The organism is Ruminococcus flavefaciens (assembly GCF_900143025.1).
Taxonomy (GTDB): domain Bacteria; phylum Bacillota; class Clostridia; order Oscillospirales; family Ruminococcaceae; genus Ruminococcus; species Ruminococcus flavefaciens_I.
Genome location: NZ_FRCT01000023.1, coordinates 35,776 through 46,853 on the forward strand (window position 1 = coordinate 35,776; position 11,078 = coordinate 46,853).

The following is an 11,078-nucleotide window of genomic DNA, read 5'->3' on the forward strand; positions in this document are numbered from 1 at the left end:
TATTATCTAATTTTACAGCTTCATATTTATTCTCTGACTCTGCATAGACGATATTATTGGTTTCATACGGTACCTGTGCAGCACCGAATGTAAGGCAGGTTGCGCTTAGTATAGCGATTGTTTTTTGTTATTTTCATTTCCATATCTCCTTATAAGTAATATAATTATGAATTATAACATTTTTGATTATATTTGTAAACTATTTATTCTGATGCAGAATATTGCAGTTAATTGACATTACTGCTGTAATGTGATATAATATAAAAATACAAATGTTGTAGCGATATTTTTGTGAAATAATAACTAAAGGAGCTGAAGCTATGAGATCAAATAATCATTTCAGCATACTGTTTCCTTACTATGAGGATACCGAATATAAACAGCTTTCCGAATCAGCCTGCCATGATCTTGGCTTGGATACCCTGTGCCGCGAGCTTTCCAATGACCCTAAAGAGCAGAACATCATAATGAACATAATCTCGAATATGACCAACGACCCGCGTGTGGCAGCCTACAGGCAGAAGGTTTTTGTGGATATACTGGGATTTCCCAAGCTCAGAAAGCAGCTGTCGGAGCTTTTTGAAAGGATAGAATTTTTAAGGAAGTTCAGCGGCTCAAATATCCAGACAGATGAAAAGCTTGGCTTCTGGCACCTTATGCACAGACTTGACGAGCTCGATGACTATATCAAGTGCGTGGAGGCTATGAGAGAGTGCCTTTCCGACAAGGAGATAAAGTCTGAGGGACTTCAAGGCTTCAAGGAATATATCGACGAGCTGTATAACGATGCTTGCTTTGCGGAAATGAAAAAGGATATAGCGGAGCTTAAAATAAAGTCGCTTAATATACAGAGCGTTACTCTCGGAGTCAATGTCAACAGCCGATTTGAGGCTGTCAGCATGGGACTTGTCTCCATAAATGACAAGCCCTTCAAAAAGTCCAATATCGTTACCAATTTTGCCGATGCGATAGCATCGAAAAGCAAGATACAGGAGGGCAATGAATGGGACGGCGATATGCACTATCATCAGGTGGATAAGCTCAACGAACATAAGATATCGAACTTTATTCAAAAGGCAGGGGGCTATCTTGCTGTTACAAATACACCATTTATAGACGGCAGGATAAGAGCTACGGTAACAAAGACTCCCGACGGCGACGGTTCGGCAAATGCAACGTGTTACCTTGATAAGGTGATAAACAAGATGCTGGACTCACTTGTAAAAAAGCTCCGTGATACCTTTTCAAAGTATGCGGATATCGCAATTGTCAATATATCGCAGATAATACCTGAATTCATGTATTATATAATGTTTGCGGAGTTCATAGAAAGGAGCATGGAAAAGGGCTTCAGATTTTGCGAAGCTCAGCTTATTGACGGCGAAAATGTTTCTATGGACGCAAGAGGACTGTATAATCTAAAGCTTGCGGTGAATATGCAGAACGTTGATGATATCGTGTACAATGACCTTGTATTTGACAAGGAGCATACCATATATATCCTTACAGGTGCAAACCGCGGCGGCAAGACAACTATAACTCAGGCTGTGGGACTTATGTATGTGCTTGCGCAGGGCGGCATATATGTGCCTGCATCGTCCTTTGAGTATAAGCCTGTGGACTGTGTATATACTCATTTTCCTGCGGACGAGGACAAGACTATGGATCTCGGCAGACTTGGCGAGGAGTGCGTGAGATTTAAGGCTATATACTCGGAATGTACGAAAGACAGCCTGCTTCTTCTCAACGAGACCTTTTCCACTACCTCATTTGAGGAGGGCTTCTATATAGCAAATGATTCTGTAAGGGCATTGCTCAGCAAGCAGGTAAAGACGATATACAATACACATATGCACAAGCTTGCCGCAGACGTTGACGAGCTTAATAAGGGAAACAGCGGTGTAAAGGCTTCGTCGCTTATAATGAAGAGCGATAACGGAAAACGCTCCTTCAAGGTGGAGGTGGCGTCTCCCGAGGGACTTTCCTACGCAAAGGATATAGCGGAGAAGTACGGCGTTACATATGAAATGCTTGTAAAATAAGAGAGCGGCTGTTTGAGTACAATTTTGATGATGCTTATAATATCAGTATCTGTCATTATTTCATTTTTTATGTTATTTTAAAACGAATATTATCAAAAATTATCGGGAACAGCTCAAAAAGCCGTTTCCGTATTTTATTATCTAATCTTTTTGCTGTGATACGAGCTTAATGAATTTCTTGTCGTTCATCTGCTCGTTGGTCAGATATTCGCCGTTGTAAAACAGCGCGTAGGTGGTTATGGGAGTAGGAGCGCTCTGCGCTTTTTCTTTAGTTTCGATGTGGACAGCATTGAATGGTACGCCCAGCTCATTTGCAGTCTGTTCGACTATCGGAACATACTTCGCATTGAAGGGACATTGGCTCGTGTAATAGAGGACATAGCCTGTCTCGTCAGTATGGGGGTGCTTGGCGCAGTCCTTGAACCTCGGCGGTTCTGCATCATCGGTGAATGGCAGATACCAGAGCTGTATGCCGTTATCAGCTTCATCGCATACAGAAAAGCCCTTGTATTTCAGGAATTTCGGCTCTGCGAGAAAAGGCTTCTTCTTTGCGGACGACAAAATGCAGAGACCCTTTTTGCCTTTGGCTTTGCTGTCCTCGATGCAGGCGCTCAGCAGGTCGTTTGAATAGCCGTGCCCCTTGAATGAGCCCGATACCCACAGGCAGTCGATGTACATATAGTCCTCGGCAATGATCGGATTCCATGCATTTTCGGCAGGGATATACTCGATGAAGCACTTGCCGCGCTCGGTACTTTTCAGGAACACAAGACCTTCGTCAAAGCGCCCCGAGAGCCATGCCTTTTTGGACGAGACCTGTATATCCTTGTTGTTGGAAATAGCACAGCAGATGTGCTCGTTTTCGATGTTTTCCTTTGTAACTCTGACGTATTCCATGATGTCCTCCTTTTAGCTCATTACGTGTATTTCCGCTTGACGAAATATATTTTTAAAATTATAGCATATATCAGCAGAGATATCAAGCAACTTTCGGTTGCTAACAAAAAACTGCCGCAGGCTATGCGGCAGTCAGATGCTTATTCACCTACAACAGTTATCCATATCTGACTTTTGTAGTCAGGGGAGGTCATATCACCATAGGGATAAGCCTCAATGTCCATTTCGTAGGTGGGAGTGTAGTCCGATGTGGGGAAGAACTCCGCACAAAGCTCGTGCCAGAGCTGCTGTATAGCCTCGGGCATAGGACCTGTACACTCGGCAACTACCCACGTTCTTGCAGGGATAGTGTTCACGCGGAAGCCCTCGGGAGCCACCGTATCGGGAGCACACTCCACAGCGATACCGTAGTCGAAGGTCTCAGCGTTGGAGTGACCGTTGCCGTAGCAGGTTCCGTAGATGTAAGTGCGGTCTGATGCGTGTTCAAGCAGAGTTGTGATAGTGCCGTCTGAGTGGGCTCTGCCCCAGAATTCGGGGATAGAATTCAAGTTCTGCTCGCCGATAACTGTGTGCTGCTCTACCTTTTCAAGCACTGTGAATGCGTCCTTTTTAACGATGTTATAATTCATAGAATTACCGCCTTTCAAAATGATCTGCACCTTGAAGCGGGAAAATGAACGAAGCTTACCGCCCTCACGCTTGGCTTCTGTAGGTGTTATACCGTGGAAGCGCGTGAATGCTCTTGTAAAGCTTTCGGGAGATTCATAGCCGTATTTCAGAGCCGCGTCGATTACCTTCACGTTGGGCTTTTTCAGCTCACTGCCGGCAAGTGTGAGCCGCCTGTTACGAATGTATTCGCCTACGGTGATACCGCATAGTATACCGAATATCTTCTGGAAATAGTAGGGCGAGCAAGCTGCCTGCCTTGCGACCTCCGCCATATCAAGTTCGTCGGTGATGTGTACTTCGATGTAGTCGATAGCTTTCTGAATACCTGTGGCTAAGTTCATTGTTTTCCCTCCTTTAGTGTGATTCCATTATAACATCGTGAGAGTTTTCTGTCCTGATATTTTGTGGCTTTTGGTGTCAGGTCAATACTTATTTATTTCTCTTTAAAATCTGTATTAATCTAAGCCGTAATCCTTGTTATATTGGCATTCATCACATAAACTATTAGAACCGTTATCTGAGTGCATACCACATTTTTTACATTTTACCATTGCAGCATCTATTTCAATACTTTCGGCTGTTGAATTGGGGCGAGTTCCATGATATCCTGTCCCTCGCAACTTATCAGCTTCTTCTTTTGTTAATGCCTTTTTAGTGTTTATTTTTTTCTTTGCTGTTGAACTGTTGTATTGATTTTTATGATTAGCGCTTCTATCAATGTGTTCAGCACAAAAACGATCTTCCCAGTTAGAGTAAAGTGGTTTCTTGCCACACCCATTATACCTACATACAATAGGAGTACCGTCAAAATTGTGCCATTCATCGTGATTATCATCTTTTCCAAATAGGGTAATACATTTAAAAACAACGGTCAATGATAAAATAATTAACAAGGACTTTAAAGATTTGTTATTCATATCAGAATCTCCTCATTTCTCGCAAAATCCACCCTCACCAGCGCCTTGCCATTCGGCAGGGGATAGGTCTCCTGCAATATCAGCGAGTAGCCTATCTCGTCCATAGCAGCCGTCAGCGCCTTTTCCTCCATCTGGTGATGAACCTCGTCCAGCCTGTCGAATGCGTGGAGATAGGGCGACTCCGACACCCACTGGTCCTCGTTTGTATTTATCTGTATCACGCAGGAAACGTACTCGGGAGCAGTCTGCAAAACTGCTTTCTGAAACGCTCCGTAACCTATGTATTCGATAAGCAGATTGGCTATGAGGAGCTGAGTCTGCGGCAGTTTTTTGACTTCGTTCACAAGGTCGATGTGCAGGCACTCCAGTACGCCCGAAAGCTCCGTATATCGCTGAGACACCGCGCGTAGGTAATCCAAATTTATATCCACTCCGTAGACTGTGCGGAACTTGTCGGTGCCAATGTGTTCAAGTCCGTTTCCGCCTGCAACTCCCAGAACTGTGGCAGTCTCCACAGGATAGGCGGAGAACTGCTCCTGCATTATGGAATCAAGCGCCTGAAGCTGCCGCACAGATTCAAGGCTCATGTGCTTTTCGTAGTCGTCAAGACTTATTTCTTCCCATGGGTTGCTCATATACAGCACCTTTCCAAATCGTATTCATCATTTATCAGAAAATAGTCAAGTCCGTAACTGATACAGCCGCGGAGATATTCCTGATTGTCCTGTATTATATCCTTAATACTGAGGTCATTGGAGAGCCTTTTCTCGATAGCGTTCCCGAAGCTGACAATGTCACTGAAATGGCTGGTTATGTAGCTTTCACTCATAACAAGGCAGATGTATTTTATCTGCGACAGATAGTCGGCGTCAAAGCTGTTCTTCCAGTCAAAGGGAATATAACAGCCCTCGATTATGAGATCCTGTTCGTTTTCAATGGCAGTCTTTATCATCTCTTTCAGGATATTCCAGAGGTATGCCGTCAGCTTGTCGTCGTCATAGGGAGTGAGCTCGGTCTGACCGCTTCTTATAAGTCCCATTTTCAGGTGGTCGATAGACAGGTAAGGGTACTTGTATTTTTCAAGCAGTTTCTGCGCGAGAAGCGTTTTCCCCGTATGAGAAGCTCCTGTTATGAGTATTATCATAGGCTCGGACTCGGTTCCTTTCTGTAATTTTTATAATTATACCATATTCGGAGTTGTTTTTCAATCGCAGATACTGACTATGGATAGTGAAACGATAGCTTTGGTGCTTGATTTCAGCAAGCCCGATGATGACAAAGGACAAATCAAAGCTGTATAATGGACAGATAATGAACTTCAAACCGTGTTATGGTAAAAAAAGAACTCCTAAATGACAAAATATCGTCATTTAGGAGCCTTTGTAAGGATGACCCGTACGGGAATTGAAAAAATCCCGAGCCTTTCAGCAGCTTTTAGTAAAATGCGAAAACGGCTGTATTTCGGCAATTTTTGAAACTTCACTTTTAGCATCTTCAAGTGATTTTAAGCGATTTTCAGTGCCAATAAGTGGTAAATAAGTGGTTGGATCGGCGCGTCTCTACCGGAAAAAATGACCAAAGCAGCTCTGATTATACGGGCAAATCCCGAACGGAGCTGCTGTGTTTTTTATCAAATTTAGTTGGCGTAAAAGTCACGATTATCGCCTCGAAATTGTATTTAATACAATTTCGAGGAAAAAATCAAGAGAATCATGAAATATTATTGAAATTTTCAGAATACCAATAAATGGTTGAATTGGATCTCAGTCACCATTTTTCAGCAGATACCTGTTGCTTACTACCTTCATACTCAGTTCAGCGCCGATATTTTTACAACAAACGAGACCGCAGGGGCTCCTGCGGTCTAACTATTATCTTATATCAAAAGCACATTCGTCCTTTGTTTCTGTCAGTTCAGCCCAGCGAGCTGACAAAAGTTTAGCGTATAATAAAGGATCTAATCCATAACTTCCGAGGGAATATCCATCGTTTACTTCAACAATGATAGTCTCCTCATTATCGGTAAGCCCTATATCAATTGAGTACGCTGACGGAGCATCTGCATAAGACAGCACCATATCTTTAACAGCTTTCAAAGAATATATCTTTCCGAGTTCGCCCTTGTAACGTCGTATATCAAGTATGTCTCCATATCTTATGAAACAGCGCCATTCAGTGACGATATTTCTGACCTCACTGCAATAAACAGAAATGCTTTCTTCCGGTGAGAAGCGTCCGGCGATATCTGTTTCGCTATTACATATAAAGCCTGTAAACAGTTTTCCTTGTTTTGGCTTGATAAATAAAGGGAAGCTATTTTTCTCAGCAAGGAATGTATCAGATGTTGTCTCCCATATCTTGCGTCCGAAATACGCGGATAGGCTTTCGGGATAATCAATGTCATTAACAACAATTCCTCTTTCTTCAAGGAACTGTTTTACTCTGCCTACACCCCCGACAACAATATCAGAAAGAGTAACATCGACTAATTCGTCTGCTTCTTTAAACAGTATAGTTTCAAATCCCATTTGCTGAAAGCCAAGCATAGCAGAAAAAGTATTCATATTGTAGGGCAATTCATTATTGCCGCATTGAATATATGCCTTCACTTCATCACTTCCTTGTTTTTTCTAATTATAGCACAATTGGCAGTTTTTAGCAATAAGGAACGCGACAGCCTCAGGATGATCTTTTGCGTGAAAAAAGTGGAAAAGCTTTTTTCATAGTATAATTGATGTAGTGGTTCCCGTTGGAAGGCTCGAACTTCCATTATCGGAGTCAAAGACCGATGTCCTGCCCATTAGACGAAACGGAATGTGTGAAAACTATCTGTAAAACATGACAGTGCCATAAGCGAAAGCAGACTGACAGGCTCATAAAAAGTGAGCGAGTAAAACGAGCGCCATCGTGGAAGGGAGCACAGGCACTGTGCTGGAGACTGTGACAGGATTTGAACCTGCGCTCATGGAGTTGCAGTCCATTGCCTTTCCACTTGGCTACACAGTCATCGTTGGGTATATGTTGCAAATCAGATATGGCTTAATGCGCGTAAAAAAATTGCGAATCAGAAAAACTGAACCGCGAAACTGCACGGACTCGCTCTGCGTTGGTTCCCGCTGAAAGAATCGAACTTACATCTTCTGCGTCAGAAGCAGATGTCCTACCATTAGACGAAGCGGAATTATCTCACCCCGCCCGACATGGGCGGGAGTGTCTAATTAGTTATAATTATCTCGTCAATAGGCACATCAAGTATATGTGCCAGTATGACTATGTTGTCGATAGAGGGCATAGCGTCTCCTCTCATCCACTTGAATATCGCTTGCGGCGTGTTGAAGCCGAATACTGTTTGTACATCAGCCACCTTGAGTCCTTTGCCTTTTATCAAAGCTCTTATGTTTGCGCCTGTTGCTATCATATCGATAGTCGGAGCTGCTATAGGCATAAAAATAACCACCTTTCTGAATAGAATAATAAAAACCGCCTGTGTGAGTTGATACTGCACACAGACGGCTATGTTCTATCAGAAGATGGTTTACAATGCAACACTATCTCTGCTCACCTTTTTAGGATGACCGAACAAGCACTTTTCTGTCCTGTGCGCAGCAAAACTGAGCCATTATCCTCCTGCTGGAAGAAATAGCTTGACTGCTGGAAATCAAAAGCACAAATGTATGCAGACATAGCGTTGTTCATGATAGCTTTCATTGTTTTCACCCTTTCGTTAGTAAGAATTCCGGGAGCTTTTCCCTTGTGTTGACATCATTATATCACGGCATTACGGAAATGTCAAGTAAACCTGTGGTATAGTTTTTATCGGCAAGAATTTCTATATATTATCATTGATTTTTTGCCGATAATGTGATATAATAGAACTATGGAGGTGATACCGTGAAATACAGAAGCGTAGCTGAAATGGCTGAATTATGGGGAATATCCGAGCGTACAGTCCGCAACTACTGTGCGGAAAGACGCATCGAAGGCGCTGTCCTTATCGGCAAAACATGGAAAATTCCTGCCGATGCCAAAAGACCTGAGCGCCGCAAGCTGAAACGTCCAGAGACACTGCTTGAGATCCTGAGAGAACAGAAAAGCAGTAATCAGCACGGTGGTATCTATCACAAGTTACAGATCGAGCTGACCTATAATTCCAATCATATTGAAGGAAGCAAGCTAACCCACGACCAGACGCGCTATATCTTCGAGACCAACACCTTAGGCTTTGAGAATGAAGCGGTAAACGTTGACGATGTAGTTGAGACAGTCAACCACTTCCGCTGTATCGACTATGTTATTGAGAACGCAGAAAAGCCTTTAACAGAGGCGTTTATCAAGGAGCTTCACAAGATGCTGAAAACAGGTACATCTGACAGCAGGAAGGATTGGTTTGCAGTTGGCAAGTATAAAAAGTTCGCTAATGAAGTCGGCGGCGAAATGACTGCTGCTCCCGATGAAGTGCCTGCACAAATGAAAAAGCTCATATCACAGTACAACGACTTGAAAGAGATCACGCTTGAAGATATAATCGACTTCCACTATCAGTTTGAGTCCATACATTCATTTCAGGACGGCAACGGCAGAGTTGGCAGGCTTATTATGCTGAAGGAGTGCCTGAGCCGTGATATAGTTCCGTTCATCATATCCGACGATCTGAAGATGTTCTATTACCGCGGACTCAAAAACTGGGAACAGGAACGTGGCTGGTTGACGGATACGGTACTGACTGCACAGGACCGCTTCAAGGCTTATCTTGATTATTTTCAGATCAGATATCAGGAGTGATGAAAGCATGAATAACACATTTCACTATACCTCTCCCCTCGGCGGTATCACCCTCTCCAGTGACAGTGAAACACTGACAGGCTTATGGTTCGACGGGCAGAAATACTTTCCCCATAAGCTCATATCGGAAAGCACCGAAGCAGAGCTGCCGATATTTACCGAAACCGTCAAATGGCTCGATATTTATTTCAGCGGAAAAGAGCCGGGCTTCACACCGCCTATAAGTCTGCACACAACACCGTTCCGAAAGGCAGTATATGATATACTTCTGACGATACCTTACGGACAGACTATGACCTATGGCGAGATAGCAAATATCATCGCAAATCAGCAAGGTGCTGAGCATATGTCGGCTCAGGCAGTCGGAAGTGCCGTCGGACATAATCCCGTCTCGATAATAATTCCCTGTCACAGAGTTGTCGGAGCAGACGGCAGTCTGACAGGCTATGCAGGCGGTTTGGATAAAAAGACAGCCCTTCTGAAACTTGAGAAGTACGAAATATAATGAAAAAGGCAGCCGCAATGGCTGCCTTCTTACTGTTCACGATATTTATCATCAGATTTTTATAACTACCTCTATGCCGCTGTCCACAGCCTTTCGGAATTTCTCTCCGTCAGCAGGACTTCCTACGACTGTTCCGTAGTGGATAGGTATCGCGTACTTCGGACGGATAGTGTTAGCGAGCTCCGCAGCCTGTGAAGCATCGGTAGTGTAAGTTCCTCCGGCAGGAATGAGCGCAATGTCGCACTTCAACTGCTTGTTGTCGGGAGTGATGTCCGTGTCGCCTGCGATGTAAATGCGTCCGTGGTCGGGACTGTCGATGATGTATCCCAGCCAGCCGTTGGACTTGGGGTGGAAGGGCTTGCCTATATTGTATGCAGGGACAGCCTCAAATCTGATACCGAGTACATCAAACTGCTCGTCTGCGGAGACCTGCTTAACGGTCAGACCAAGTTCCTTCGGCTCGTTTACAGTGTCCGGACAGACGATAACAGTGTCGGACTTCATCACCTTGCGGATATCATCTGGGGAGTAGTGGTCGAAGTGGCTGTGTGTGATGAGGATAATGTCGGCATCGTGCGGTGCGCAGTTGATGTTGTACGGATCGGAGTAAATGATCTTTCCTTCGTCAACGCGGATACTGCTGTGTTCGTTTATGGTTATGAAATCAAGCATGGTGAGACCTCCCTGTCGGTATTTTTCTACAATTATAGCATAGATTGGCGTGGATAGCAAGCAATTTTTTCGCTGACATTTTCAAGCCTTGTCATATCAAACTCGTCAAGTGTTTTCATTGACGGGAATTTCGCAGCTTTTATCCTGCGTTTCTGACCTGTTACCGAGCGCTCTGCAAGTTCCTGTTTCATCAGTTCTATCAGGAACTGCTCATAACCGTCATCAGCTGAAAGATGGCGGATTACCTTATCATAGTTATTGAAAGTAGGCACTCTGAGCTGCTTTGCATATAGCTTGATCGTTTCTTTCTGTACGCTGTTCATACTGCATCACCGCCTTTCAGCAGCGAATCGTATCGTTTAAGATCTGGCAGTATTATCTTTACCGATGTTTCTATCGGCGCATTATTTACTGTTTTACCGATAACGCAGGCGTACAGCGTATCATATGAATCAGCATAAGACAGGTGCTTCAATAATTCATCGCCGGTATCAATATACAGTCTCAATACCTTGACTATCTCCTTTGGGCTATCCAGCTTCATAAGAAAACCATAGAGTTCTCTGGGAACAGTTTCCTTTATCGGTGAAGCAT

The 11,078-nt window shown here is 43.7% G+C and carries 14 protein-coding genes and 3 tRNA genes; 4 read left to right on the forward strand and 13 right to left on the reverse strand.

The features are described 5' to 3' along the window. Positions 1 to 320 precede the first annotated feature (320 nt). Positions 321 to 2,042, forward strand: coding sequence for a MutS-related protein (locus BUB28_RS15745; RefSeq protein WP_072952473.1), 1,722 nt, complete (start codon positions 321 to 323; stop codon positions 2,040 to 2,042). A 141-nt stretch (positions 2,043 to 2,183) separates the two neighbouring features. Here BUB28_RS15745 and BUB28_RS15750 read toward each other — a convergent pair whose 3' ends face one another. The 5 genes from BUB28_RS15750 to BUB28_RS15770 form a co-directional block, all read right to left on the reverse strand. Next, positions 2,184 to 2,939: an N-acetyltransferase gene (locus BUB28_RS15750; RefSeq protein WP_072952474.1), complete on the reverse strand. Its 756-nt coding sequence runs from the start codon at positions 2,937 to 2,939 to the stop codon at positions 2,184 to 2,186. Positions 2,940 to 3,079: 140 nt separating this feature from the next. Next, positions 3,080 to 3,949: an AraC family transcriptional regulator gene (locus BUB28_RS15755; RefSeq protein WP_072952475.1), complete on the reverse strand. Its 870-nt coding sequence runs from the start codon at positions 3,947 to 3,949 to the stop codon at positions 3,080 to 3,082. 114 nt (positions 3,950 to 4,063) lie between these two features. Continuing rightward, positions 4,064 to 4,525 carry a hypothetical protein gene (locus BUB28_RS15760; protein ID WP_072952476.1) on the reverse strand — a complete coding sequence of 154 codons (462 nt, stop codon included), beginning with the start codon at positions 4,523 to 4,525 and terminating at the stop codon, positions 4,064 to 4,066. Continuing rightward, positions 4,522 to 5,160, reverse strand: a complete 639-nt coding sequence (locus tag BUB28_RS15765; RefSeq protein WP_072952477.1) for a methyltransferase type 11 — start codon at positions 5,158 to 5,160, stop codon at positions 4,522 to 4,524. The genes BUB28_RS15760 and BUB28_RS15765 overlap by 4 nt, the downstream gene beginning before the upstream one ends. Further along, positions 5,157 to 5,669: a P-loop nucleotide/nucleoside kinase family protein gene (locus BUB28_RS15770; protein WP_009983273.1), complete on the reverse strand. Its 513-nt coding sequence runs from the start codon at positions 5,667 to 5,669 to the stop codon at positions 5,157 to 5,159. Before BUB28_RS15770 ends, BUB28_RS15765 begins: the two co-directional genes overlap by 4 nt. Between BUB28_RS15770 and BUB28_RS17175 the strand changes: the two genes are divergently transcribed. Beyond that, the gene (locus tag BUB28_RS17175; protein WP_175547875.1) at positions 5,656 to 5,826 is read left to right on the forward strand and encodes a hypothetical protein; all 171 of its coding nucleotides are present in this window, start codon (positions 5,656 to 5,658) and stop codon (positions 5,824 to 5,826) included. The genes BUB28_RS15770 and BUB28_RS17175 overlap by 14 nt on opposite strands. A gap of 570 nt (positions 5,827 to 6,396) precedes the next feature. On the opposite strand, the gene BUB28_RS15775 is transcribed toward BUB28_RS17175, so the two are convergent. From BUB28_RS15775 to BUB28_RS15795, 5 genes are all read right to left on the reverse strand, one after another. Then, positions 6,397 to 7,134 carry an ATP-grasp domain-containing protein gene (locus BUB28_RS15775; protein ID WP_072952478.1) on the reverse strand — a complete coding sequence of 246 codons (738 nt, stop codon included), beginning with the start codon at positions 7,132 to 7,134 and terminating at the stop codon, positions 6,397 to 6,399. 131 nt (positions 7,135 to 7,265) lie between these two features. Next, positions 7,266 to 7,340, reverse strand: a tRNA-Gln gene (locus tag BUB28_RS15780). A gap of 117 nt (positions 7,341 to 7,457) precedes the next feature. Continuing rightward, positions 7,458 to 7,531: transfer RNA gene (locus BUB28_RS15785), tRNA-Cys, on the reverse strand. 101 nt (positions 7,532 to 7,632) lie between these two features. Further along, positions 7,633 to 7,706: transfer RNA gene (locus tag BUB28_RS15790), tRNA-Gln, on the reverse strand. A gap of 33 nt (positions 7,707 to 7,739) precedes the next feature. After that, positions 7,740 to 7,970, reverse strand: coding sequence for a helix-turn-helix domain-containing protein (locus BUB28_RS15795; RefSeq protein ID WP_028519945.1), 231 nt, complete (start codon positions 7,968 to 7,970; stop codon positions 7,740 to 7,742). 446 nt (positions 7,971 to 8,416) lie between these two features. Between BUB28_RS15795 and BUB28_RS15800 the strand changes: the two genes are divergently transcribed. Next, complete coding sequence (locus BUB28_RS15800; protein WP_072952479.1) at positions 8,417 to 9,307, forward strand: Fic family protein; 891 nt, start codon at positions 8,417 to 8,419, stop codon at positions 9,305 to 9,307. Between the two features lie 7 nt (positions 9,308 to 9,314). Continuing rightward, positions 9,315 to 9,812 (forward strand): methylated-DNA--[protein]-cysteine S-methyltransferase, encoded by a 498-nt coding sequence (locus tag BUB28_RS15805; RefSeq protein WP_072952480.1) that lies wholly within the window; start codon positions 9,315 to 9,317, stop codon positions 9,810 to 9,812. Positions 9,813 to 9,863: 51 nt separating this feature from the next. Here BUB28_RS15805 and BUB28_RS15810 read toward each other — a convergent pair whose 3' ends face one another. The 3 genes from BUB28_RS15810 to BUB28_RS17185 form a co-directional block, all read right to left on the reverse strand. Continuing rightward, on the reverse strand, positions 9,864 to 10,484 hold the full coding sequence (locus BUB28_RS15810; protein ID WP_072952481.1) for an MBL fold metallo-hydrolase: 621 nt from the start codon (positions 10,482 to 10,484) through the stop codon (positions 9,864 to 9,866). 32 nt (positions 10,485 to 10,516) lie between these two features. Further along, positions 10,517 to 10,807 (reverse strand): ATP-binding protein, encoded by a 291-nt coding sequence (locus BUB28_RS15815; RefSeq protein WP_072952482.1) that lies wholly within the window; start codon positions 10,805 to 10,807, stop codon positions 10,517 to 10,519. Then, positions 10,804 to 11,078, reverse strand: a 275-nt coding sequence (locus BUB28_RS17185; protein ID WP_207647070.1) for a hypothetical protein, incomplete at its 5' end; no start/stop codon positions are given. The genes BUB28_RS15815 and BUB28_RS17185, both read right to left, overlap by 4 nt.

Bases quoted from the DNA above. Each gene is read 5' to 3' on its own strand.
- BUB28_RS15810 (WP_072952481.1), bottom strand. From the start codon at position 10,484: ATGCTTGATTTCATAACCATAAACGAACACAGCAGTATCCGCGTTGAC.
- BUB28_RS15770 (WP_009983273.1), bottom strand. From the start codon at position 5,669: ATGATAATACTCATAACAGGAGCTTCTCATACGGGGAAAACGCTTCTC.
- BUB28_RS17175 (WP_175547875.1), top strand. From the start codon at position 5,656: ATGAGTATTATCATAGGCTCGGACTCGGTTCCTTTCTGTAATTTTTAT.
- BUB28_RS15760 (WP_072952476.1), bottom strand. From the start codon at position 4,525: ATGAATAACAAATCTTTAAAGTCCTTGTTAATTATTTTATCATTGACC.
- BUB28_RS15795 (WP_028519945.1), bottom strand. From the start codon at position 7,970: ATGCCTATAGCAGCTCCGACTATCGATATGATAGCAACAGGCGCAAAC.
- BUB28_RS15755 (WP_072952475.1), bottom strand. From the start codon at position 3,949: ATGAACTTAGCCACAGGTATTCAGAAAGCTATCGACTACATCGAAGTA.
- BUB28_RS15815 (WP_072952482.1), bottom strand. From the start codon at position 10,807: ATGAACAGCGTACAGAAAGAAACGATCAAGCTATATGCAAAGCAGCTC.
- BUB28_RS15765 (WP_072952477.1), bottom strand. From the start codon at position 5,160: ATGAGCAACCCATGGGAAGAAATAAGTCTTGACGACTACGAAAAGCAC.
- BUB28_RS15750 (WP_072952474.1), bottom strand. From the start codon at position 2,939: ATGGAATACGTCAGAGTTACAAAGGAAAACATCGAAAACGAGCACATC.
- BUB28_RS15745 (WP_072952473.1), top strand. From the start codon at position 321: ATGAGATCAAATAATCATTTCAGCATACTGTTTCCTTACTATGAGGAT.
- BUB28_RS15805 (WP_072952480.1), top strand. From the start codon at position 9,315: ATGAATAACACATTTCACTATACCTCTCCCCTCGGCGGTATCACCCTC.